Annotated in this window: 19 protein-coding genes and 1 tRNA gene; 13 read left to right on the top strand and 7 right to left on the bottom strand. The window is 71.4% G+C overall.

Going from position 1 to position 23,686, the window contains the following annotated elements:
- The first annotated feature begins 73 nt into the window (after nucleotides 1-73).
- Entirely contained in the window at nucleotides 74-1,192 is a 1,119-nt protein-coding gene (locus ABTW64_RS05385) for a substrate-binding domain-containing protein (protein ID WP_350620023.1), read from the top strand.
- A 95-nt stretch (nucleotides 1,193-1,287) separates the two neighbouring features.
- Nucleotides 1,288-3,081 carry an ABC-F family ATP-binding cassette domain-containing protein gene (locus ABTW64_RS05380; RefSeq protein ID WP_350620021.1) on the top strand — a complete coding sequence of 598 codons (1,794 nt, stop codon included), beginning with the start codon at nucleotides 1,288-1,290 and terminating at the stop codon, nucleotides 3,079-3,081.
- 18 nt (nucleotides 3,082-3,099) lie between these two features.
- On the opposite strand, the gene ABTW64_RS05375 is transcribed toward ABTW64_RS05380, so the two are convergent.
- On the bottom strand, nucleotides 3,100-3,705 hold the full coding sequence (locus ABTW64_RS05375; protein ID WP_350620019.1) for a TetR/AcrR family transcriptional regulator: 606 nt from the start codon (nucleotides 3,703-3,705) through the stop codon (nucleotides 3,100-3,102).
- Between the two features lie 128 nt (nucleotides 3,706-3,833).
- On the opposite strand from ABTW64_RS05375, the gene ABTW64_RS05370 reads away from it, so the two are divergent.
- Nucleotides 3,834-4,433 (top strand): DUF6230 family protein, encoded by a 600-nt coding sequence (locus ABTW64_RS05370; protein WP_350620017.1) that lies wholly within the window; start codon nucleotides 3,834-3,836, stop codon nucleotides 4,431-4,433.
- A 31-nt stretch (nucleotides 4,434-4,464) separates the two neighbouring features.
- Nucleotides 4,465-5,856: a DUF6114 domain-containing protein gene (locus ABTW64_RS05365; protein ID WP_350620015.1), complete on the top strand. Its 1,392-nt coding sequence runs from the start codon at nucleotides 4,465-4,467 to the stop codon at nucleotides 5,854-5,856.
- Nucleotides 5,857-5,872: 16 nt separating this feature from the next.
- On the opposite strand, the gene ABTW64_RS05360 is transcribed toward ABTW64_RS05365, so the two are convergent.
- Together ABTW64_RS05360 and ABTW64_RS05355 are read right to left on the bottom strand one after the other, a co-directional pair.
- Nucleotides 5,873-7,516 (bottom strand): RecQ family ATP-dependent DNA helicase, encoded by a 1,644-nt coding sequence (locus ABTW64_RS05360; RefSeq protein ID WP_350620013.1) that lies wholly within the window; start codon nucleotides 7,514-7,516, stop codon nucleotides 5,873-5,875.
- A 78-nt stretch (nucleotides 7,517-7,594) separates the two neighbouring features.
- The gene (locus ABTW64_RS05355; RefSeq protein ID WP_350620011.1) at nucleotides 7,595-8,104 is read right to left on the bottom strand and encodes a MarR family winged helix-turn-helix transcriptional regulator; all 510 of its coding nucleotides are present in this window, start codon (nucleotides 8,102-8,104) and stop codon (nucleotides 7,595-7,597) included.
- 61 nt (nucleotides 8,105-8,165) lie between these two features.
- On the opposite strand from ABTW64_RS05355, the gene ABTW64_RS05350 reads away from it, so the two are divergent.
- The 3 genes from ABTW64_RS05350 to ABTW64_RS05340 all read left to right on the top strand — a co-directional run bounded on the left by ABTW64_RS05350 (nucleotide 8,166) and on the right by ABTW64_RS05340 (nucleotide 10,726).
- Nucleotides 8,166-8,237, top strand: a tRNA-Gln gene (locus tag ABTW64_RS05350).
- 1 nt (nucleotide 8,238) lies between these two features.
- Nucleotides 8,239-9,717 (top strand): bifunctional UDP-N-acetylglucosamine diphosphorylase/glucosamine-1-phosphate N-acetyltransferase GlmU, encoded by a 1,479-nt coding sequence (glmU, locus tag ABTW64_RS05345; protein WP_350620009.1) that lies wholly within the window; start codon nucleotides 8,239-8,241, stop codon nucleotides 9,715-9,717.
- Nucleotides 9,689-10,726: a ribose-phosphate diphosphokinase gene (locus ABTW64_RS05340; protein WP_350620007.1), complete on the top strand. Its 1,038-nt coding sequence runs from the start codon at nucleotides 9,689-9,691 to the stop codon at nucleotides 10,724-10,726. The genes glmU and ABTW64_RS05340 overlap by 29 nt, the downstream gene beginning before the upstream one ends.
- Before the next feature lie 65 nt (nucleotides 10,727-10,791).
- Here ABTW64_RS05340 and ABTW64_RS05335 read toward each other — a convergent pair whose 3' ends face one another.
- Complete coding sequence (locus ABTW64_RS05335) at nucleotides 10,792-12,357, bottom strand: sensor histidine kinase (protein WP_350620005.1); 1,566 nt, start codon at nucleotides 12,355-12,357, stop codon at nucleotides 10,792-10,794.
- Nucleotides 12,354-13,088, bottom strand: a complete 735-nt coding sequence (locus ABTW64_RS05330; protein ID WP_350620003.1) for a response regulator transcription factor — start codon at nucleotides 13,086-13,088, stop codon at nucleotides 12,354-12,356. Before ABTW64_RS05330 ends, ABTW64_RS05335 begins: the two co-directional genes overlap by 4 nt.
- A gap of 184 nt (nucleotides 13,089-13,272) precedes the next feature.
- On the opposite strand from ABTW64_RS05330, the gene ABTW64_RS05325 reads away from it, so the two are divergent.
- Together ABTW64_RS05325 and ABTW64_RS05320 are read left to right on the top strand one after the other, a co-directional pair.
- Nucleotides 13,273-14,745: an ABC transporter permease gene (locus tag ABTW64_RS05325; RefSeq protein WP_350620001.1), complete on the top strand. Its 1,473-nt coding sequence runs from the start codon at nucleotides 13,273-13,275 to the stop codon at nucleotides 14,743-14,745.
- A gap of 128 nt (nucleotides 14,746-14,873) precedes the next feature.
- On the top strand, nucleotides 14,874-15,566 hold the full coding sequence (locus ABTW64_RS05320) for an ABC transporter ATP-binding protein (RefSeq protein ID WP_350620511.1): 693 nt from the start codon (nucleotides 14,874-14,876) through the stop codon (nucleotides 15,564-15,566).
- A gap of 86 nt (nucleotides 15,567-15,652) precedes the next feature.
- On the opposite strand, the gene gnd is transcribed toward ABTW64_RS05320, so the two are convergent.
- On the bottom strand, nucleotides 15,653-17,131 hold the full coding sequence (gene gnd, locus ABTW64_RS05315; RefSeq protein WP_350619999.1) for an NADP-dependent phosphogluconate dehydrogenase: 1,479 nt from the start codon (nucleotides 17,129-17,131) through the stop codon (nucleotides 15,653-15,655).
- A gap of 530 nt (nucleotides 17,132-17,661) precedes the next feature.
- On the opposite strand from gnd, the gene ABTW64_RS05310 reads away from it, so the two are divergent.
- Nucleotides 17,662-18,276 carry a 50S ribosomal protein L25/general stress protein Ctc gene (locus ABTW64_RS05310; RefSeq protein ID WP_350619997.1) on the top strand — a complete coding sequence of 205 codons (615 nt, stop codon included), beginning with the start codon at nucleotides 17,662-17,664 and terminating at the stop codon, nucleotides 18,274-18,276.
- Between the two features lie 107 nt (nucleotides 18,277-18,383).
- On the top strand, nucleotides 18,384-18,968 hold the full coding sequence (gene pth / locus ABTW64_RS05305; RefSeq protein WP_350619995.1) for an aminoacyl-tRNA hydrolase: 585 nt from the start codon (nucleotides 18,384-18,386) through the stop codon (nucleotides 18,966-18,968).
- Between the two features lie 87 nt (nucleotides 18,969-19,055).
- On the opposite strand, the gene ABTW64_RS05300 is transcribed toward pth, so the two are convergent.
- A complete protein-coding gene (locus ABTW64_RS05300; protein WP_350619993.1) occupies nucleotides 19,056-19,520 on the bottom strand; it encodes a hypothetical protein in 465 nt (154 codons plus the stop codon).
- A 65-nt stretch (nucleotides 19,521-19,585) separates the two neighbouring features.
- On the opposite strand from ABTW64_RS05300, the gene mfd reads away from it, so the two are divergent.
- Together mfd and ABTW64_RS05290 are read left to right on the top strand one after the other, a co-directional pair.
- Entirely contained in the window at nucleotides 19,586-23,206 is a 3,621-nt protein-coding gene (gene mfd, locus ABTW64_RS05295) for a transcription-repair coupling factor (RefSeq protein WP_350619991.1), read from the top strand.
- A 64-nt stretch (nucleotides 23,207-23,270) separates the two neighbouring features.
- Complete coding sequence (locus tag ABTW64_RS05290; protein ID WP_350619989.1) at nucleotides 23,271-23,591, top strand: GNAT family N-acetyltransferase; 321 nt, start codon at nucleotides 23,271-23,273, stop codon at nucleotides 23,589-23,591.
- Nucleotides 23,592-23,686: the final 95 nt, after the last annotated feature.

Here is a 23,686-nt window from a genome sequence, read left to right as displayed (position 1 = left end):
GCCGCGATCTCGTCCCCACAGAATGCACCGTGCTCGCAACGCACACTGCTGGAGAGAAAGTGATGTGGATCACATGAAGAAGATCGCTCTCGCCGCCACGGCGGCGGCCGCAGCGCTGGCGCTCGGCCTGACGGGCTGCTCCTCCGAGCGCGGCGGCGGCGCGCCGGCCGCTTCGGGCGGGTCGGAGGCGCCGGCCGGCTTCGAGGAGGGCGCCCGCATCGGCGTCGCCCTTCCCGACAAGACCAGCGAGAACTGGGTGCTCGCGGGTGACCTGTTCACGCAGGGCCTCGAGGACGCCGGCTTCCAGGCCGACGTCCAGTACGCTCCCGCGAGCAACACCGTCGCCGAGCAGCAGAACCAGATCCAGGCCATGGTGACCTCGGGCGCGAAGGTCATCGTCATCGGCGCGAAGGACGGCAAGCAGCTGTCGACGCAGGTCGAGGCGGCCAAGGATGCCGGCGCCTACGTGATCGCGTACGACCGCCTCATCGAGAACACCGAGGCCGTCGACTACTACGTGGCGTTCGACAACTTCAAGGTCGGCGAGCTGCAGGGCCAGGCGCTGCTCGAGGGCCTCGAGGCGAACGCCGGCCACGAGGCCCCGTACAACATCGAGCTGTTCTCGGGGTCGCCGGACGACGCCAACTCGGCGGTGTTCTTCGACGGCGCGATGAGCGTGCTGCAGCCGAAGATCGACGACGGCACGCTGGTCGTGGCCTCGGGGCAGACCGAGATCGCCCAGACGGCCACGCAGGGCTGGCTGGCCGAGAACGCCCAGGAGCGCATGGACGGCCTGCTCACCTCCACGTACGGCGACAAGGAGCTGGACGGCGTGCTGTCGCCCAACGACACGCTCGCCCGCGCGATCCTCACCTCGGTGGACCAGGCCGGCAAGAAGCAGCCGGTCGTCACGGGTCAGGACTCGGAGGTCGAGTCGGTGCGCTGGATCATGGAGGACCGGCAGTACTCCACGATCAACAAGGACACCGCGCTGCTCGTGGAGCAGACCATCAAGATGGTGGGTCAGCTGCAGAAGGGCGAGGAGGTCGACGTCAACGACACCGAGCAGTACGACAACGGCGTGAAGGTCGTGCCCGCGTACCTGCTGGAGCCGGTCATCGTCACGAAGGACAACGCCGCCGAGGCGTACGCCAACGTGCCGAGCCTGCTGGAGATCGTCGAGTCGTACTGACCCGCCTCTCCCGCACGAGGGCCGTCGGATGATGTTCGTCCGGCGGCCCTCGTCATGAGCTTCGTCCAGGCGCCGTCCCATACGCTGGAGGGGATATGGCGCATCTTCTGGGGGCCGAGGCCCTGCACCTCGAGTACCCGACCAAGGTGGTCTTCGACTCCGTCTCGCTGGGCGTGAACGAGGGCGACCGCATCGGCATCGTCGGCCGCAACGGCGACGGCAAGTCGAGCCTGCTCGCCATGCTCGCCGGCCGCCGCGAGCCCGACTCCGGGCGCGTGACCGTGCGCGGCGGCGTGCGCATCGGCGTGCTCGACCAGGCCGACACGCTGCCCGACGACATCACGATCGGCGAGGCCGTCGTGGGCGACACGCCCCAGCACGAGTGGGCCGGCGACCCGAAGGTGCGCGACGTGATCGCGGGCCTCCTGGGCGATCTGCCCTGGGACGCCGCGCTGGGCACGCTCTCGGGCGGACAGCGCCGGCGAGTGGCGCTCGCGGCGCTGCTCGCGGGCGACTGGGATGTGCTGGCGCTCGACGAGCCCACCAACCACCTCGACGTCGAGGCGATCTCCTGGCTCGCCGACCACCTGAAGCGCCGCTGGCCCGCGAACCAGGGCGGCCTCCTCACGGTCACGCACGACCGCTGGTTCCTCGACGAGGTCTGCACCGCCACGTGGGAGGTGCACGACCGCATCGTCGAGCCGTTCGAGGGCGGGTACGCGGCGTACATCCTGCAGCGCGTCGAACGCGATCGCCAGGCCGCCGCGATCGAGCAGCGGCGCCAAAACCTGGCGCGCAAGGAGCTGGCGTGGCTGCGACGCGGCGCTCCCGCGCGCACGTCCAAGCCGAAGTTCCGCATCGACGCGGCCAATCAGCTGATCGAGGACGTTCCCGAGATCCGCAACAAGACCGAGCTCGCGTCGCTCGCGGTGTCACGCCTCGGCAAGGACGTCGTCGACCTGCTCGACGTGTCGGTGTCGTACGGCGACAGACAGGTGCTGCAGCGCGTCGAGTGGCGTCTCGCACCGGGCGAGCGCACGGGCATCCTGGGCGTGAACGGTGCGGGCAAGTCGACCCTGCTGAGTCTCATCTCGGGCACGGTCCAGCCGACCGAGGGCCGGGTCAAGCGCGGCAAGACCGTCAAGGTCGCCACGCTCACCCAGCGCCTCGACGAGCTCGAGGAGCACCTGGCCGAGCCGGTGCGCGTGGTGATCTCGCGCCTGCGCACGACCTACACCTTCGGGGCCGGCTCGAAGGCGCAGGAGCTCTCCCCGGGGCAGCTGCTGGAGCGCATGGGCTTCTCGAGCGCGCAGCTGTCGACGCCCGTGAGGGACCTCTCGGGGGGTCAGAAGCGGCGCCTCCAGCTGCTGCTCATCCTGCTCGACCAGCCCAATGTGCTGATCCTGGACGAGCCGACGAACGACCTCGACACCGACATGCTCGCCGCGATGGAGGACCTCCTCGACTCGTGGCCCGGAACCCTCATCGTGGTGTCGCACGACCGGTACTTCCTCGAGCGCGTGACGGATCAGCAGTACGCGATCCTGGGCGGTCGCCTGCGGCACCTGCCCGGGGGCGTCGACGAGTACCTGCGCCTGCGCCGCCTCGAGCAGGATGCGCCCGCCCCGCGCGCCGCCACGGCGCCCGCGGCCGCGACATCGGGGCTGAGCGGGGCGGAGCTGCGCGCCGCGCAGAAGGAGGTGGCGGCGCTCGAGCGCCGCATCGCCAAGCTCACCGAGCAGATCGATGCCGCGCGCACGGCGCTGGCCGACCACGACCAGTCGGACTACGCGGGGCTGGGGCGCGAGATGGAGGCGATCACGGCGCTGGAGTCCGAGGTCGCCGACCTCGAGGAGCGCTGGTTCGACCTCACCGAGCAGATCGGCTGATACCGGCGTCCGCCGACGTCACGACCGCTCCGGCTCGATGGCGACCTGCACGATGGCGCGGACGCTTCCGACCAGCAGGTCGACGAGCTCGTCGGCGTCCAGGGCGGTGCTGACGGCGCCGTCCACGAGAGCCTGCTCGGCGAGAGCCACCCACGCGCGCAGCGCGATGCGCAGCCGCACGCTGGGCGCGATCCCCAGGTCGCCGAAGACGGCGGCGAGGCGATCGGTCTGCGCGTCCCTCACCTGGTCGACGATCTCGCGCACGGTGTGGTCGCCCGAGGCGGCGCCGCGCACGAGCGAGTAGAAGGTGAGCCGATGGTCGACGGCGAAGGCGACGAACCGCGTGATCGTGTCGCGCAGTCGGTCCAGGGGAGGCAGCTCGGGGCGCGGCTCGGTCGCGCGCATCAGGCCGTCGCGCACCGCGACGGTGATCTGCTCGTGGAGCCCTGTCTTGGACCCGAAGTATCGGAACACGAGTCCGCGAGAGACACCGGCCTCGGCCGCGACCCGCTCGATCGTGACCGCCTCCAGCGGCTGGTGCGCCAGCAGCCCCACGCCGATCGCGATCAGCTGCCGGCGCCGCTCCTCAGGGGAGAGGCGGGTGCGGCGATCGGGCGCGGACATGCCATCGAGCGTATCGGGGACGTCAGTGGGCACTTCTGCCCGCTTAGTGAACTGGAAGTCAGTAAGGCGGCTACGATCGTCGTCGTCGGGACGGGGATGTCCCGCTTTCGCTGCCTCGAAGGAGAGCCATGAAGATCAAGGACATCGTGAAGTCGCGCGGCGGCCGCGCCGCCGTCGTGGCCATCCCTGTCGGCATCGTGTCGGCGGTGCTCATGGGTGGCGTCGCGCAGGGTGCCGTGCCGGTGTCGTTCTCGGTCTCAGGCACCTCTTTCACGATGGCCGGCAGCCAGCTGCTGGGTGAGCAGTTCTCGCAGTACGGCGGCTACGCCAAGCTCGAGGACGGCACCGAGATCCCGGTCGCCATCGCGAACATCGGCGACGCGAAGATCGCCGACCTGTGCCAGGAGATCGTCACCGACACGCCGCTCGGCAAGGTCGGCATGGTCATCACCGCCGGCAAGGGCGGCAACCCGGTGACGGCGACGAACCTTCAGATCGGCATGACCAATCTTGCGGGTGACGCGGTCTTCAGCAACGTGCGCATCGGCACCGACGCCGGCCAGGTGGTGACCTCGGCCAAGGGCTCGGGGGGCGACTTCGCGATGGACTCCGACGCCATCACGCTCACCGACTTCTCGCAGGTCGCGTACACGACGACCGCCGGCACGCTCGCGCTGACAGGCATGGAGCTCAAGGTCGTCACCGACGGCAGCGGCTGCGGCGAGTAAGAGGACCGCGCGCATCGTGACGACAGGCGTCGTGAAAAGCCGTCGCACCGCCTTCGCGCGCTGGCGCTCCGAGCGTCCCTTCTGGGGAGCGGTGCTGATCGCGCTCGGCGGCATCGAGGAGTTCTTCTCGGGCCAGCTCGACATCGGCGAAATCCACATCCAGCTCGGGCTCGAGGGCCTTCAGGCGCTGGTGATCCCGGTGATCCTCGTGCTGCTGGGCGTGCTGATCGCACTCATGCCGGCGCACCGCATCTTCTATGGCGTCATCGCGCTCGTCGTGGCCGTCTACTCGCTGGTGGGCGTGAACCTCGGCGGCTTCATCATCGGCATGGTGCTCGCGAGCGTCGGCGGCGTGATGGTCGTGTCGTGGATGCCGAAGAAGCCGCGTTCGAGCGGCGAGACAGGGGAGGACGAGCAGGCGGATCCGGATGACGGCGCGGTCGACGACGCGGTCGACGACGCGGATGCCGACGCGGATGCCGTGGCTGCGGATGCCGGCGCGCCGGCAGAGTCCGCCGACCGCCGGGGCGCCAATCCGTGGCTCCGCCGCGTGACGCCGGGGAGTGCGGCAGCGGCCGCCGTCACGCTCGCTCTGGGCCTGGCGTCGCCGTGGCAGCCGGCAGCCCGTGCGGTCGAGCCCACCGATGTCAAGGCGGGCTGCATCCTGCTCATCCTCTGCACGCCCGACCCCACCCCGACGCCCACGCCGTCGAGCTCGCCGCGGCCGAGCGCCTCGTCATCGCCGACGCCGCCGAGCTCGCCCGCGGCACCGCCCTCTGGCGACGCCGACGGCAGCACCGGCGGCGACGAGACGGCCGAAGGCGACGAGGCCACCGAAGGTGAAGGGCCGGCCGAAGACGGCGGCTCGGGCACCACGATCATCCAGGTTCCGGGTCAGGACCGCCCGTCCGCGCCCGAGGACGGGGAGGAGCCCGTAACCGACCCGGAGGGTCCCAGCGACCTGACGACCGGCACGCCGCTGCTCGCGCTGGGAGCCGACAACGATCACGGCGTCTTCACGCTGCCCTCCGCGAACACGTGGGGCGACTCGCTGGAGATCAAGGGGCTCAAGCGCGTCGGCCTGGTGACGGTGCCCCTCGCCGACGGCACCCGCGCCACGACCATCAGGATCGAGTGCGACGAACTGGTGATCGACGAGTTCCAGCTCGACACGAAGAACCGGCACGAGGTCGTCGACCTCGACACCGGCGGCATGACGCTGCGGGGCAACGTGGTGGTCTGGCTCGATCGCGTCGGCGCCCAGGTCGGCGGCGGCGAGGGGCTCTCACTCGGGGGAGACCTGCTCGCCCTCGAGCCGCTCATGACGTTGCTGGGCCAGGGACACCTGGTGCTCGGTCTCGTGGGCGCCCAGGCCGACGAGCTCTCGTACGAATCGTTCGAACAGCGCGCCTGGCTCCAGTGACCGCGCCGGCGCCGGTTCAGCCGGCCGCCTGCAGCAGTCCGTGCTCTTCGATGAGCGCGAGTGACAGCAGCTTGTAGCCCACGCTGTCGAAGAACACGGTCATCCGGTCCTCCTCGACCGACATCACCGTGCCCTCGCCCCAGTCGTCGTGGCGCACCCGCTCGTCGACCGTGAACCCCGACGCGACCGGGCTCGCCTCCGTGGCAGCTGTCGCGGTGCCGGCCTCGCACGTGTCGCAGTTGCCGCACGGCTCGCCCCGCTCGCGGCCGAACGCCTCCAGCAGCACCTGCCGGCGGCACTGCCGCGTCTCGGCGTAGCCGCGCATCACCTCGATCCGCGAGCGGTCGATCAGCTCGCGCTCCTCGATGCGCCGAAGCGCGGTCTCCACCGCCGTAGTGCGCTCCGCCCCGCGGCGCAACGCCGCACCGCGTCGGCCCAGCCGCACGACCCCGGTGTCCGACAGGAGGGAGAGCAGCGCCGTGACACGGCGCGGCGACAGGCCCGTCGCCCGCGCCAGGGCCGAGCGGGAGCGCTCGCGTTCCCCCAGCGCGTCGTACAGGCTGCCCACCTCGTCGGCATCGGGCCGCCGGGACGCGAACCAGCGTCGCAGCGCGAGATCCTCGGGACGGTAGTGCAGGGTGGCCTGGGCGGGCTCACCGTCGCGTCCGGCTCGACCGAGCTCCTGGTAGTAGGCGTCGACCGAGTCGGGAGTGTCGGCGTGCACCACGAACCGCACATCCTCCTTGTCGATGCCCATCCCGAAGGCGGAGGTTGCCGACACGACGTCGAGCTCACCCGCGAGGAACGCCTCGTGCACACGACCGCGCTCGGCGGCGGGCAGCCCGGCGTGATACGCCGCGGTGCGCAGGCCCCGCTCGGCCAGCTCGGCGGCGTAGCGCTCGGCGTCCCGCCGCGTCGCGGTGTAGAGCAGCCCCGGGTGCGCGAGGGCGGCGGTCTCCTCGACGACGGCCCGGCGCTTGTTGTCGTCGTCGACGTGCCGGCGCACCGCGAGTGCGATGTTGGGACGATCCATGTCGCCGATCAGCACGTGTGGGTCGTGCATGCCCAGGCGCGCCACGATCTCTTCGCGCACAGGCGTCGAGGCGGTCGCGGTGAGCGCCACCACGGGCGGGCGGCCGAGGCGCTCGGCCATCGCGCCGATCATGAGGTAGTCGGGGCGGAAGTCGTGTCCCCATGAGGCCACGCAATGGGCCTCGTCCACCGCCAGCAGCGACACATCGAGCTCCGCGAGCTCGTCGAGCACCTCGTCCTTGGCCAGCTGCTCGGGCGCGAGCAGCACCAGGCGCGCCTCGCCGTCGTGCAAGCGGCGCCACGCGTCCGCGCGAGCCCGCGAACCGCGAGCCGAGTTGAGCGCGACGGCGACGGGGGCATCCGGCGCGCCCTCGAGGCCCACGAGCTGATCCTCCTGGAGGGCGATCAGCGGCGACACGACCACCGCGACCCCCGGGCGCATGGCGGCCGCCACCTGGTACACGGCCGACTTGCCGTAACCGGTCGCGAACACCGCCAGCACATCGCGTCCGGCGACGGCGGCCTCGATGGCATCCAGCTGCGCGGGGCGCAGGTGCTCGAGCCCGAAGGAGTCCCGCGCCACGCGCTCGATATCGTCACGGGTGGCGGCGGCGTCGCGCTGGGGCATGGTGCCAGTCCAACGGCTGCGGGCGGGCGGTTCAACCGGGTTGCGGTGCGCGCCGGTGGCGCATATGGAGGGATGCGGTCAGACGCCGGGCGCCTGATCGAAGCCGAGGCTGAGGCGGCGCAGCAGCGTGGCGAGGCGGTCGCGCTCGGCGCCGCTGAGACGGCGCAGCAGCTCCGCCTCGGCGTCCATCAGGCGGGTGATGGCGGCATCGACCCGCGTGCGCCCCTCGTCGGTGATGGTCACGAGCACGCTGCGGCCGTCCCCGGGATCCGACTCGCGCCGCACGAACCCGCGCTTGACGAGCCGGTCGATCCGATTGGTCATGGTGCCGCTGGACACGAGGGTCTGCTGCAGCAGCTGCTTCGGGCTGAGCTGATACGGATCTCCCGCACGGCGCAGGGCCGACAGCACATCCCACTCCCATGGCTCGATGTCGGTGCGGCGGAACGCCTCGCGTCGCGCGCGATCGAGGTGACGCGAGAGGCGGTCGACGCGCGAGAGCACCTCCATGGGAGAGAAGTCGAGATCGGGACGCTGGCGCGCCCATGCGCCCACGATGCGATCGACCTCGTCGGTCTCGGATGCCATGGGCCCAGTCTGCCGGATGAGAGACTGGAGCAGCGGCGTGGCCCCAGGGGGCCGCCCGCGGTCCGCCATGGTGTAACGGCAGCACGACAGCCTTTGGAGCTGTGAGGACCAGGTTCGAATCCTGGTGGCGGAGCATGACGTACAACGAGACGGCTCCTCACGACCTGGCGATCGTCATCCTGGCGGCGGGGCAGGGCACCCGGATGAGGTCCTCGCTGCCGAAGGTGCTGCACCCGATCGGCGGCCGGACGCTGCTCGGCCACGTGCTGCACACGGCGCAGCAGCTGCCCGCCTCGACCGTGCGTGTGGTCGTGCGGCACGAGCGCGACCGCATCGTCGAGTCGCTCGACGACATGCCGGGCGTCGAGTTCGTCGACCAGGACGAGGTTCCCGGCACCGGCCGTGCGGTGCAGCTCGCGGTGCAGTCGCTGCCCGACGGCTTCGACGGCGACGTGCTGGTGCTGAGCGGCGACGTGCCCCTGCTCGAGGTCGACACGCTCGCGGAGCTGCTCGACGCGCACCGCGCCGCAGCCGCCGAGGCCACGCTGCTGAGCGCCGCGCTGGAGGACCCGACGGGATACGGCCGCGTCATCCGCGACGCGTCCGGCTCGGTGGCGCGCATCGTGGAGCAGAAGGAGGCCACCGACGAGGAGGCCGCGGTCTCCGAGATCAACGCCGGCGTGTACGTGTTCCGCGCGGCGTCGCTTCGCGCGAGCCTCCCGCGCGTCGGCACGGGCAACGCTCAGGGCGAGATGTACCTCACCGACGTCATCCGCCTGCTGCGCGAGGCCGGGCTCCAGGTCGCCGCCCGCACGGCGTCCGACGCGCGCATCGCGCTCGGCGTGAACGACCGCGTGCAGCTCTCGGAGGCGGCCGCCATCCTGAATGCGCGCATCGTGCGCCGCTGGCAGCGCGAGGGCGTCACGATCCAGGATCCGGCCACCACCTGGATCGACGACACGGCCACGCTCGCGCAGGATGTGACGGTCCTGCCGAACACGCACATCCTGGGTGCGACGACCATCGCCGAGGGAGCGACGGTCGGCCCCGACACCTCGCTGGTGGACTGCGAGATCGGGGAGGGCGCCACGGTGCGGCGCGCCGACGCGACTCTCGCGGTGGTCGGCGCAGGCGCCACGGTGGGCCCGTACGCGTACCTGCGCGCCGGCGCGGAGCTCGCTGCGGGCGCCAAGGTCGGCACGTACGTCGAGGTGAAGAACTCGCAGATCGGCGAGGGCTCGAAGGTGCCACACCTGTCGTACGTCGGCGACACGACGATCGGCCGGGGCGTGAACCTGGGCGCCGGTGCGATCACCGCCAACTACGACGACATCGCCAAGCACCGCACCGAGATCGGCGACGAGGTGCACACGGGCTCGCATAACGTGTTCGTCGCGCCGGTTAGGATTGAGGCCGGCGCGAAGACGGGGGCCGGCGCCGTGATCCGCAAGGATGTCCCGGCCGGAGCCCTCGCCCTGAGCGTCGCCCCTCAGCGCAACATCGAGGGGTGGGTGGAGAAGAACCGAGCGGGCACCGCGGCGGCCGAGGCCGCCGAGCGAGCTCGCAGCGCAGAGAAGGCGGCCGATGGCGCGCAAGAGCAAGACGACCACTGAGGACGAGCGGCAGCGGGGCATCGCCCCGGGAATCGTCGCCAAGACCAAGAAGCGCCTCGTGGTGGTGTCGGGAGGCTCGCACCCCGAGCTCGCCCACGCGATCGCCTCGCAGCTGGGCATCGAGGTCGCGCCCACCGAGCGCCGCACCTTCGCCTCGGGTGAGATCTACACGCGCTTCGAGACGTCGATGCGCGGGTGCGACGTGTTCGTCGTGCAGACCTTCGGGCAGCCGGTCAACGAGTGGCTGATGGAGATGCTGATCATGCTGGATGCGCTCAAGCGCGCGTCGGCCAAGCGCATCACCGTCGTCGCCCCGTATTACCCCTACTCGCGTCAGGACAAGAAGGGCCGCGGCCGCGAGCCGATCTCGGCCCGACTGGTCACCGATCTCATCGCGACGGCCGGTGCCGACCGCATCATGAGCGTCGACCTGCACGCCGCGCAGATCCAGGGCTTCTTCGACGGTCCCGTCGACCACCTGTTCGCCAAGCCGATCCTCGCGCGGTACTTCGCCGAGTCGCTGCAGGGTGAGGACCGCGAGACCCTCACGGTGGTCTCGCCCGACATGGGCCGCGTGCGCGTCGCCGACACGTGGGCCGACGAGTTCGGCGCGCCGCTGGCGATCATCCACAAGCGCCGCGACCCCAAGGTCGCCAATCAGGTGACCGTGCACGACATCGTCGGCGAGGTGGAGGGGCGCACCTGTCTGCTGGTCGACGACATGATCGACACGGGCGGCACGATCGTGAAGGCGGCCCAGGCGCTCAAGGCCAACGGTGCCCGCAAGGTGATCGTGGCCGCGACGCATGCGATCTTCAGCGACCCGGCCGCGCAGCGCCTGCAGGACGAGTCGATCGACGAGGTCGTCGTGACCGACACCGTGCCGCTGGAGCCCGAGCGCCGCTTCGACAAGCTCACGGTCCTCTCCGCCGCGCCGCTGCTCGCGCGCGCGATCAAGGAGGTCTTCGACGACGGCTCCGTCACGAGCATGTTCGACGGCGCCGCGTAAGCGTCGCCCGCACGAGAGAGGCCGCATCCGGTGGGTGCGGCCTCTCTCGTCGTCGGAGTGCGCCGTCAGTCGGGATCGACCGGCTTGGCGGGCAGGCTCACCTCGAAGGTCGTGTCGCCCGGCTGGCTGAGCACGCGGATCTCGCCGTGATGCGCGTCGACGATCGCCTTGACGATGGCAAGACCCAGACCGGTGCCGCCGGTGGCACGCGTACGCGAGCGGTCGCCGCGGGCGAACCGGGTGAAGAGCTCGCCCTGCAGGTCCGGGTCGACGCCCGGCCCGTCGTCGTGCACCCTCAGGATGGCGCGGGTCGCGCTGCCCGTGCCCTCGCGCGCCAGAGACACGGTCACGGTGGTGCCGGGCGGGGTGTGGGTGCGCGCGTTCGCCAGCAGGTTCGCGACGACCTGTGTGAGGCGTCCGGCGTCGCCCGCCACGACCACGGGTTCCTCTTCGACGTCCACGCGCCACTCGTGCTCGGGCCCCGCCACGCGCTGATCGGCGACCGACTCGAGCACGATCCGGGTGAGATCCACGGCACCGTAGACGAGCTCCTGCCCCTCGTCGAGGCGGGCCAGCAGCAGCAGGTCCTCGACCAGCCCCGTCATCCGCATCGACTGGGCCTGGATGCGCTCGAGCGACTGCGCGCTGGTCTCGCTGAGCGTCGTGTCGCGCAGCGACAGCTCGGAGTAGCCGCGGATCGACGCGAGCGGCGTGCGCAGCTCGTGGCTCGCGTCGGCGACGAACCGGCGCATGCGCTCCTCGTTGCGCTGCCGCGCGTGCAGCGAGGCGTCGACGTGGTCGAGCAGGGTGTTGAGCGCGGCGCCCACCTCGCCGATCTCGGTGCCGCGCTCCGCCTGATCGGCGGGCACGCGCTCGTCGATCGACACGACGCCCTGGTCGAGCGGCTGCCGGGCGACGCGCTGCGCCGTCTCGGCGACCGCGCGCAGGGGCTTGAGGCCCTGCCGGATGACGAGCGTGATGGCCGCGCCCAGCACGAACAGCCCGGCGGCCGTCGTGAAGGTGATCGCGGTGATGAGGGTGCCGATCGTCGACCGCACCTCGGCCGTCGACTGGCCCATCACGACGCGGGTGTCGCCGAGCGTGCGTCCGACCTGCACGCGGAAGTCGCCGAGGCCACGCACCGTGAGCGTCGAGATGCCCTCCTCGCCGCGCGCGAGCGTGAGGGCGGCGAGCTGCGACGACCCGAGCGGTTCGATCGTGTAATGCGCGTCCACGTAGGCGCCGCTGCGGTCGCCCGCCGCCGTCTCCAGGATCAGGATGGTGCCCGGCGGCACCTGCCTGCCGTCCAGCGCACTGGCCGCGTCGCCCATGGCCCCCGCGCCGATCAGCCACTGTCCGGACTCGGCGACCATGCTGCGCACCTGCTGCGACAGCCGCTCCTCGAGCACGGTGTTGAGCATCATGGCCGTGACGGCGGCCACCACGACGAAGATCAGCGAGACGAAGCCGAAGACCGTGAGCATGAGCCGCGCCTGGAACGACAGCGGCCGCTTGCCGATGCGCTTCGCCGGCCGGTCGCCCGGCGCATCGTGGGATGGCGCATCCGGCGCGCCCGCATCCGGCACCGGCGCATCCGCTCTCGCGTCCGACGTCGGACCGGGCACGGTCACTGCGGCGCCTTGATCATGTAGCCCACGCCGCGCACGGTGTGGATCAGGGGCTGGCGGCCCGCGTCGATCTTCTTGCGCAGGTACGAGATGTACAGCTCGACGACGCTCGAGCGTCCGCCGAAGTCATAGCTCCACACCCGGTCGAGGATCTGCGCCTTCGAGACCACCTTGCGCTCGTTGCGCATCAGGAACCGCAGCAGCTCGAACTCGGTCGCGGTCAGCTCGATCTGGGTGCCGTCGCGCTCCACCTCGTGGCTGTCCTCGTTCAGGCTCAGGTCGCCCACGCGCAGGATCGGCTCCTCCTCCGCCGCATGCGCGGTGCCCGAGCGTCGCATCAGCGCGCGGAGCCGGGCCACGACCTCTTCGAGGCTGAACGGCTTGGTGACGTAGTCGTCGCCGCCGGCGGTGAGACCGGCGACGCGGTCGGCCACAGCGTCCTTCGCGGTGAGGAAGAGCACGGGCACGTCGTCGCCCGCCTGACGCAGCCGCTGCAGCACGCTCATGCCGTCGAGGTCGGGCATCATGATGTCGAGCACGAGGGCGTCGGGCTTGAACTCCTTCGCCGCAGCGAGCGCCTCGAAGCCGCTGGCGGCGGTGCGCACCTGCCAGCCCTCCATCTTCAGGGCCATCGACAGCAGATCGGTCAGCATCTGCTCGTCGTCGACGACCAGGATGCGCACGGGCGTGCCGTCGGCGCGCAGGAGGGCGGGCGAAGCGTGCGGGGTGCTCATGGCTCCCATTGTGCGCGCCAACCTATGAGGTCTCTATGGAGCGCGCTATGCGTGGGGTGGGAAGCGCCGCGGCCGTTCGGTGCGGGTGGCGGCATAGGAACGTCATAACCGGCTCCGCGGTCTCACATGCAGAGCATTCCTAGCGTCGGGTCGACGGCCGGATCCCGGCCGAGAAGGAGACCCCATGTACTGGACATATCTGCGGCGGGAGCTGGCCGGCCGCAAGCGGCAGACGATCATCGTGGCAGCGGGCCTGGCGATCGCCATCGCTCTCGTCATCGTCGTGAACGCGCTCGCGGCGGGCGTGAGGGACGCCCAGTCCGCGGCCCTCGCGTCGGTGTACGGCGTCGGCACCGACCTGACCGTCACGGGGGCGCAGGCGGAGCCGGGTCAGGGCGGACGTCCCTCGTTCGAGTTCGGGGAGGGCGGCGGCACCGCGAACGAGGATGGCTCGACCTCGCTCAGCCAGTCGCGCCTCATGACCGACCGGATGCGCGGCACGCTCGACGCCGCCACGGTCGACACCGTGACGTCGATCGACGGCGTCGCGGCGGCATCCGGCGCGCTCAGCCTCACGAACACGACGTTCGACGGCGAGCTTCCCGACATGTCGGGCGCCTCTCCCGAGGGCCAGGCGCCCGAGGGGGGCGTGCCCGAGGGCGGGCGGCAGGGCGGCGGCTTCGCCGGCGGCCAGTTCGACATCGACTCGTTCACCGTGCTGGGCGTCGAGGCGGCGGGCGAGACGGTCGGCCCGCTGTCGTCCGCGGAGCTGGTGGACGGGCGCATGCTCACGGCGGACGACGAGGGACAGGACGTCGCGGTGCTCGACGAGACCTACGCCACGAGCAGCGAGCTCGGCGTCGGCGACCCCATCGACGTCGGGGGCACGCAGATGGAGATCGTCGGCGTCGTGACCTCGACGTCCGCCGACGCCGACACGGCCGCGAACGTCTACATCCCGCTCGACGTCGCGCAGGCGCTGTCGGACTCCGGCGACGTCGTGTCGACCGTCTACGTGCAGGCCGCCTCGTCGGATGCGATCTCCGATGTCCGGTCCGCGCTCGAATCGGCCCTGCCGGAGGCGACCGTGAGCTCGCAGTCCGACCTCGCGTCCAGCGTCTCGGGGTCGCTCGCGAGCGCGTCGACCCTCATCACGAACCTCGGCACGTGGCTGTCGGCCATCCTGCTCATGGTCGCTGTCGCACTCGCGGTGCTGTTCACCATCTCGGGTGTCTCGCGTCGCACCCGGGAGTTCGGCACGCTCAAGGCGATCGGCTGGTCCAACGGCCGCGTGGTGGGCCAGGTGGCCGGCGAGTCGATCGTGCAGGGGCTCATCGGTGGAGCGGCCGGCGTGGCGCTCGCCCTGGCCGGCGTGCTGGTGATCGACCTCGTCCATCCGACGATCTCGAGCGCACCGGCCGCGGCCGGGTTCGGCGAGGGGCGCGCCGGCATGGCGGCCGGTCCGGGTGGCGGCGGAGGCCCCCTCGGTCAGGCGGCCCAGACGGCGACCGACATCGCGCTGAGCGCGCCCGTGTCGGCGACCGTGATCCTGCTCGCGCTCGGCCTCGCGATAGCGGCGGGGCTCGTGGCGGGGGCGTTCGGCGGGTGGCGTGCCGCGCGGCTGAGCCCGGCCGAGGCCCTGCGGGCGGTGGCGTGATGAGCAGAGGGGTGACGAACGGAGGCGTGATGGACAGCGGTGTGACGAGCAGCGGTGTGACGAAGAGCGGTGTGACGAAGAGCGGTGTGACGAAGAGCGGCGTGGCCGACGGCAGACAGGAGACAGGGATGACCATCGCGGAGACAGCCCCGGCTTACCGCATCGCGGGCGTCACGAAGACGTATCAGCAGAAGGGCCGAGTGGTGAAGGCGCTGACGGGCGTGGACGTCGAGATCGCTCACGGTGACTTCGTCGCGATCCAGGGCCCGACGGGCGGCGGCAAGTCGACGTTCCTCCAGATCCTCGGCGCGCTCGACCGGCCCAGCTCGGGACAGGCGGCGTTCGGCGAGCACGACATCGCGAGGGCGTCGGACGCGCAGCTGGGCCGGCTGCGCGCCCACGAGATCGGGTTCGTGTTCCAGGGCTTCAACCTGATCCCGACGCTCACGGCCGCCGAGAACGTCGACATGGGCCTCGAGCCGCTCGGCCTCCCGCGGGAGGAACGCCGCGCCCGCGTCGCGGACGCGCTCGCTCGCGTCGGACTCGCCGAACGCGGCGATCACCGCCCGGGCGAGCTCTCGGGCGGGCAGCAGCAGCGCGTGGCGATCGCCCGGGCGATCGCCAAGCGGCCGCGTGTGCTGCTGGCGGACGAGCCGACGGGCAACCTCGACGAGAGCATGCGCGACGAGATCCTGCAGGTGCTGCAGCGCCTGAACGACGAGGGTCTGACGCTCGTGGTCGTCACGCACGACTCGGCGGTCGCCCGGCGCGCGAAGCGCCGCCTGCGCCTCGACAAGGGCACGGTGCGCGAGATCGCCTGACGCCGGCGTCCTCAGACGGCGATGCCCCGCACCGGAGGACCGGTGCGGGGCATCGCGACGTCAGACGGAGGGGCGTCGGGCGCGGGTCAGTGCGTGTCCTCGGCCTCGATCTCGGTGCGGTCGCCCGACCACAGCGTGTGGAACGTGCCGGGCTTGTCGATGCGCTTGTAGGTGTGGGCGCCGAAGAAGTCGCGCTGTCCCTGCACGAGCGCGGCGGGCAGGCGCTCGGCGCGGATGCCGTCGTAGTACGCCAGCGACGAGGAGAACGCCGGAGAGGGGATGCCCGCCTGGGTGGCGGCGATCACGACACGGCGCCACGCCGCCTGGCCGCGCGTGAGCGCGTCGGCGAAGTACGGCGCGGCCATGAGCAGCGGCAGGTCCGGGGCCTCCGCGTACGCGTCGGCGATGCGGTTCAGGAACTGGGCGCGGATGATGCAGCCCGCGCGCCAGATCTTCGAGATCGCGCCGAGGTCGATCTTCCAGCCGTATTCGGCGGCGCCGGCGCGGATCTCGTCGAAGCCCTGCGAGTAGGCGACGATCTTCGAGGCGAACAGCGCCTGCCGGACATCCTCGATGAACGCGTCGACATCGGCGACCTCGAACGTCTCGCCCGGGCCCGGCAGCGAAGACGCGGCCTCGCGCTGCTCGGGGTGCGACGACAGCGAACGGGCGAACGTCGCCTCGGCGATGCCCGAGACCGGAACGCCGAGCGACAGCGCCGTCTGCACCGTCCACGCGCCCGTGCCCTTCGCGCCGGCCTGGTCGAGGATCACGTCGACCAGCGGCTTGCCCGTCTCGGCGTCGACCTGGCGCAGCACCTCGGCGGTGATCTCGATCAGGTACGACTCGAGCTCGCCGGTGTTCCACTCGGCGAAGATCTCGGCGATCTCGGCCGGCGTCTTGCCCGTGCCGCGGCGGATCAGGTCGTACGCCTCGGCGATGAGCTGCATGTCGGCGTACTCGATGCCGTTGTGCACCATCTTGACGAAGTGACCCGCACCGTCGGTGCCGACGTGCGTGACGCACGGCTCGCCCTCCGCGACCGCTGCGATCGACTTGAGGATGGGGCCGAGCGTGACCCACGACTCCTCCGGGCCGCCCGGCATGATCGAGGGGCCGTGCAGAGCGCCCTCCTCGCCACCGGAGATGCCCGCGCCGACGAAGTTGATGCCGGTCTCGCGCACGGCCTTCTCGCGGCGGATGGTGTCGGTGAACAGCGCGTTGCCACCGTCGACGATGATGTCGCCGGGCTCGAAGACCTTCGTCAGCGCCTGGATGACCGCGTCGGTGCCGGCTCCCGCCTTGACCATGATGATGGCGGTGCGCGGCTTCGCGAGCGACGCGGCGAACTCCTCGTACGAGTACGCCGGGATGAACTCGGCCTCGGGGTGCTCCTCGAGCAGGAGGTCGGTCTTCTCGCGGCTGCGGTTGTACACGGCCACCGTGTTGCCCTCGCGGCTGGCGAGGTTGCGGGCGAGGTTCGAGCCCATCACGGCGAGGCCGACGACGCCGATGTTGGCGGCGGCTCCGCGATCCGAGGGGGACGGGGTGGAAACGTCGGTCACGCGATCTCCTTGCACACGGTCACTGCAACGGCACTGGGAAGACGGAAGGCGTCTCGCGGCGATCCCGTCGCGTCCAGGCTAGTGCGCCCCGTGCCGCGGCGGCGGCCCGCGAGGGGTCGATCAGTCCTTGCGGTAGCCCGAGCGGCCCATCGAGAAGAACGCACCGGCGATGAGCACCGCGGTGGCGAGGGTCATGGCGCCGATCACGCCGGCGACGATGTGCGAGGGGTCGATCACAGAGGCTCTCCCGGGCAGGCGGACGGCGCCGCGACGGCGCCGTGAAGGGTGGAATGTCGCGCGCAGGCGCGGTCTTCCCACCCTATCCCGTTCGTCGGCCCCGTTCGTCGGCAGGGGTCTTCGTCGGGTACGATGGGGGAGACCTCGGCGAGGGCGAGCCGCATCCGCGTGCTCAGCCGTTATCGACGCGGGCGAGCCTCGTGGCTCTCCTCACGCGTTGTCAGCGTTCGAGTCGAGAAACCCACAGACCATCGCGCCGCCGGATCGGCGGCGCGTTCCACGAGGAGACCAACATGTCGGAGCAGACCACGCTCAGCGCCGAGGTGCGCACCCAGTTCGGCAAGGGCTTCGCCCGCCGCCTGCGCGCCGCGCACCAGATCCCCGCCGTGCTGTACGGCCACGGCACCGAGCCCGTGCACCTGGCGCTGCCGGGTCACGAGACGCTCCTGCTGGTGCGTCACGCCAACGCGATCGTCGAGCTCGCGTTCGAGGGCAAGAAGCAGCTCGCCCTCGTCAAGGACGTGCAGCGCGACCCGGTGCGCCAGATCATCGAGCACGTCGACCTGGTCGTCCTCAAGAAGGGCGAGAAGGTCACGGTGGACGTCCCCGTCGCCGTGACGGGCGAGCCCTTCGCGGGCACGATCGCCACGCTCGACGCCATGACGTTGACCGTCGAGGCCGACGCGACGAACATCCCCGAGCACATCGAGGTCGACGTCGAGGGTCTCGAGGACGGTGCGCACATCACCGCCGCCGACGTGAAGCTGCCCCAGGGCGTGTCGCTCGTCACCGAGGGCGAGACGCTGGTCGTGGCCGTGTCGACGCCGCAGCTCGACACCACGAGCGACGCCGAGTCCGCTGACGCTGAGGCTCCCGCCGCAGAGGCCTCGGAGGAGGCCGCCGAGTAATTCCGGCTCTTCGGAGGAGGGGGCGCGAGCGATCGCGCCCCCTCCTTCGTCTGCGGCCGGCACCGGCTGGTCGTCGGACGCTCCGGCGCGGCTGAGAGGATGGACGCATGGCGGATACGTGGCTCATCGTGGGCCTGGGCAACCCGGGGCCGCGCTATGAGGCGACGCGGCACAACGTCGGGCAGATGGTGATGGACGAGCTCGCCGACCGGCGGCGTGAGCCGTTCCGGCAGCACAAGGCGAACGCGCGCGTGGCCGAGACGTGGCTGCGGCCCGGCGGCGCGAAGCTCGTGCTCGCGAAGCCCAACTCGTTCATGAACGTGTCGGGAGGCCCGGTGGCGAACCTCGCGCGGTTCTACGGCGCGGATCCCGATCACGTGGTCGTCGTGCATGACGAGCTGGACATCCCGTTCGACACGCTGCGCCTGAAGTCGGGCGGCGGCCACGGCGGTCACAACGGCGTGCGCGACGTCGCGAAGGCGCTGGGCACGCCGGACTTCCTGCGGGTGCGCGTGGGCATCGGGCGACCGCCCGGGCGTCAGGACCCCGCCGACTGGGTGCTCGATCCCTTCAGCGCGACCGACCGCAAGACGCTGCCCATCCTGATCTCCGAGGCCGCCGATGCGGTCGAGCGGATTGTGGAGGATGGCCTCGTCGCGGCGCAGCAGCGCTTCCACGCCCCCAAGGCGTAGGGCCACCGACGACACGTGCTCTCAACGAGCACACGTCATCCGCACGCGCAGAAGACGTGTCGTCGCTGACGACACGTGTTCTCGGTGTCAGGGGGCGACGGATGCCGCGATGCCCGACATGGTCCCGGCGATCGCTGCGGCCGCCACGACCAGCGGCCCGAGCGCGGCGATCACGATCGCGGCGATGGCGGGACCGCGCCCGCGGTCGCGCGCGACCGCCACGATGCCCTGGACGAGCGCCCAGAGGCCGAGGACGGTGCCGGCCCACGTCGCGATCTCGCCGACCAGCACCCAGTCGCGCACAGGTGTGAGCACCTCCAGCCCCGACGTGGGTGAGAGGGTCTCGAGGCGGGGGCCGACGCCCGCGCCGATGGCCCCGAGGGCGATCGCCAGCACGATGCTCGCGCCCGCCGTCGCGATCAGCGAGAGCAGGAGCGCCACGCGTCCCAGCGCGCGCGAGCGACGCGGTGCCGGCGGCTGGATCAGCTGCGCGTACCGCGGATCCTGCGGCGCGACATACGGGGCGGCGGGCGGGGGCTCGGCTGCGGTCACGGCGTCATCCTACGGAGGGCGCGCTCACGGAGCCGGATGTCGGCGCTCCCGCTTAGACTCGTCCGGTGACTGTTCAGGGGATTCTGCGCGCCCTCGAGACCGCCGAATCGTTCCGGGACGCGCTGTCCGCATCCGCCGTCGACGCCGATCTTTCGCTCGTCGACGGGCTCGATGCCCCGGCGCTCGCAGCACTGCTGATGCGGCGAGTCGAGGCGGGCCACCCCGCGGTGCTGCTCGCCATCGCACCCACGGGACGCCGAGCCGAGAGCCTCGCGGCGGCACTCGGCGAGATGATGCCCGGCGCGGACGTGCGTCACTTCCCCGCGTGGGAGACCCTGCCGCACGAGCGGCTCAGCCCCAGCGCCGAGACGATCGGGCGCCGCCTGGCCACTCTGCGCCGCCTGGCCACGTGGGACGGCTCGACGCCGCTGATCGTCACCGCATCCGTGCGATCGGCGATCCAGCCGCTCGCGCCCGGGCTGGGGCGAGCGGAGCCCATCCGCCTCGTCGCCGGAGCGCGGGGCCACGACCTCGACGACATCGCGCGCCGTCTGGTCGAGCTGGCCTACGCGCGCGTCGACATGGTGTCGCGCCGCGGCGAGTTCGCGGTCCGCGGCGGCATCCTCGACGTCTTCCCGCCCACGGCCGACCATCCGTACCGCATCGAGCTGTTCGGCGACGAGGTCGACCAGATCCGCGCGTTCTCGGTGGCCGACCAGCGCTCGCTGCCGGGCGACGTGCGCGACGTGGAGCTCGTGCCGAGCCGCGAGCTGCTGCTCACGGACGCGGTACGGGCACGGGCGCGCGAGCTGCAGCACGAGTTCCCCGGAATCGCGCAGATGCTCGAGAAGATGGCCGAAGGCATCCCGGTCGAGGGCATGGAGTCGCTCACGCCCGTCGTGGCCGGGCCGCTCGTGTCGCTCGTGGAGTACCTGCCGCGCAGCACCGCCGTCGCCCTGGTCGATCCCGAGCGCGCCGTGTCGCGCGCCCTCACCCTGGGCGAGACGAACCGGGAGTTCCTGGAGGCCGCGTGGAGCGCCGCCACGAGCGGAGCGCGCGCGCCCATCAATCTCGACTCCGGCGATTTCCTCACGATCGCGAGGCTGCATGACGACGTGCGCGATCGCGGCGGCGTGTGGTGGACGCTCAGCCCGTTCGACTCGGGCATGGCCGACATCGCGGCCGAGCTCGACGCGCTGGCCGACGACGGGGTGCGCATCGCTCCCGACCTGGGGGCGGCCATCCGCATCCGGGCATCTGCCGTGCCGTCGTTCTCGGGCAGCGTCGACGGCGCGATCGAGCACGTCGCCGCCAGGCTCGCCGACGGCTGGCGGGTCGTGCTGGCGGCGAGTGGAAGCGGCCTGGTCGAGCGCGCGCGAGACGTGCTGTCCGAGCGCGGCCTCGCCGCTCGCGTGGTGGAGTCGCTCGGCGACGCTCCGGAGCCGGGGGTCGCGACCCTCACACAGGCCAGCGTCGAGCGAGGGTTCGAGGTCGAGGAGGCCCGGCTCTCGGTGCTCACCGAGGCCGAGTTCTACGGCCGGACGATCGGCGGCGACACCCGCGTCGTCAAGAAGCTCGCCTCGCGGCGGCGCAACGTCGTCGACCCGCTGCAGCTCAAGCCCGGCGACTTCGTGGTGCACGCGACCCACGGCATCGGCCGTTTCGTCGAGATGACCAAGCGCCAGGTGTCGAGCGGCGGGCGCAACGCCACCAAGAGCGAGCGCGACTACCTGGTGCTCGAGTACGCGCCGTCCAAGCGCGGGTACCCGGGCGACAAGCTGTTCGTGCCGACCGACCAGCTCGACCTGCTGTCGAAGTACGTGGGCGGCGAGGCGCCCGCGCTGTCGAAGATGGGCGGCAGCGACTGGGCCCAGGCCAAGGGCAAGGCCCGCAAGGCGGTGCGCGACATCGCCGTCGAGCTGGTGAAGCTGTACTCGGCGCGGATGGCGGCCAAGGGTCACGCGTTCGGTCCCGACACCCCCTGGCAGCGCGAGCTCGAGGAGGCGTTCCCGTTCGCCGAGACGCCGGATCAGCTCCAGACCATCGAAGAGGTCAAGCGGGACATGGAGCGTCCTGTGCCGATGGACCGCCTGCTGTCGGGTGACGTGGGCTTCGGCAAGACCGAGGTCGCCGTGCGCGCGGCGTTCAAGGCGATTCAGGACGGCAAGCAGGTCGCGATGCTCGTGCCGACCACGCTGCTGGTCAAACAGCACCTCGAGACCTTCCAGGAACGGTTCGCCGGCTTCCCCGTCACCGTCAAGCCGCTGTCGCGCTTCCAGACCGCGACCGAGGCGCGCAAGACGCTCGACGGCCTGCTCGACGGCACGGTCGACATGGTCATCGGCACGCACCGCATCCTGACCGATCAGGTGATCTTCAAGGATCTCGGCCTGATGATCATCGACGAGGAGCAGCGCTTCGGCGTCGAGCACAAGGACCAGCTGAAGAAGCTGAAGACCAACGTCGACATCCTCGCGATGAGCGCGACGCCGATCCCGCGCACGCTCGAGATGGCGGTCACCGGCATCCGCGAGATGTCGACGCTCGCGACGCCGCCCGAGGACCGGCATCCGATCCTGTCGTACGTCGGCCCCCGCAACGACAAGCAGATCGCCGCCGCGATCCGGCGCGAGCTGCTGCGCGAGGGACAGGTGTTCTACGTGCACAACCGGGTCACCTCGATCAACTCGGTCGCGGCGCACCTCGCCGAGCTGGTGCCCGACGCGCGCATCGCGGTCGCGCACGGCAAGATGGGCGAGCACCAGCTCGAGCAGGTCGTCGACGACTTCTGGGAGCGCAAGTTCGACGTGCTGGTCTGCACCACGATCATCGAGACCGGCATCGACATCGCCAATGCGAACACGATCATCATCGACCGCGCCGACAAGTACGGCCTGGCGCAGCTGCACCAGCTGCGGGGGCGCGTGGGACGCGGTCGCGAGCGCGCGTACGCGTACTTCGTGTACGACGAGAACAAGCCGCTGTCGGAGACCGCCGCCGACCGCCTGCAGACCATCGCGGTGCACAACGACCTCGGATCGGGCATCCAGGTCGCCATGAAGGACCTCGAGCTGCGCGGCGCCGGCAACCTCCTCGGCGCCGAACAGGCCGGTCACATCGCGGGCGTCGGCTTCGACCTCTACCTGCGCATGATCGGCGAGGCGGTCGCGACCTTCCGCGGCGAAGACACCGAGGGTCCTGTCGAGCTGCGGCTGGAGCTGCCGGTCGAGGCGCGCCTGCCGGAGTCGTACATCGACGCCGAGCGGCTTCGCCTCGAGGCCTATCAGAAGCTCTCCGCGGCCGCCGCGGCGACCGCGAAGGACGACGCGATCGATCTGGTGATCGACGAGCTCTCCGACCGATACGGCACCCCGCCGCCCGAGGTCGACGGCCTGATCGCCGTCGCCCGCCTGCGGCGCCGGGCCGCGCAGGCCGGCCTGACCGACGTGGTCGCGATGGGGCGCAACCTGCGCGTGGCTCCCGCGAACCTGTCCGATTCGATGCGCGTGCGCCTGCAGCGCCTGTACCCGGGTGCCAAGCTGCTCTCCGGCGGCGAGGCCATGGTGGTGCCGCTGCCGACTGCGGGCGGCGAGCCGCTGGCGGATGCCGACCTGCTGACGTGGGTCGCGCGGCTCATCGACGCGCTCTGGCCCGCACCCGCGCAGGCGCCCGCGCAGAAGGAGTAGGGCATCCGCCTCCGCACCCGGGAGAGGGGTTGAGCGGGGGCGCGCTCGGCGGTTTGATGGGCGCGTGAGCGATACCCACACCGAGCCCGACATCGTCGTGCGAGACAACCCGGAGCACACCCGCTACGAGGCGCTGATCGCGCTGCCCGACGGCGCCCGCGCGCTGGCCGGCGTGCTGGTCTACGACGACAGCCAGGCGGAAGGGGCCCGCACGCTGCTGCACACGGTGGTGTGGGAGGAGCACTCGGGGCACGGCGTCGGCGGCCGCCTCGCATCGCACGCCTTCGCCGATGCACGTGAGCGCGGGGTGCGCGTGGTGCCGGTGTGCACGTTCGTGCAGGGCTGGCTCCAGCGCCACCCGGAGCAGGCCGACCTCGTCGCCTGAACCGGCACCGGTCCGCCGGGCAGGGCTGCCCCGCGGCGATGTCCCCCGCGCGCATTATCCTAGTGCCGTCGCGGATCCTTCGGGGTGCGAGCAGT

This window comes from Microbacterium sp. NPDC096154, from assembly GCF_040302945.1.
Taxonomy (GTDB): domain Bacteria; phylum Actinomycetota; class Actinomycetes; order Actinomycetales; family Microbacteriaceae; genus Microbacterium.
Note: the sequence above shows the minus strand (reverse complement) of the source record. Positions and strands in the feature narration are given on the sequence as shown.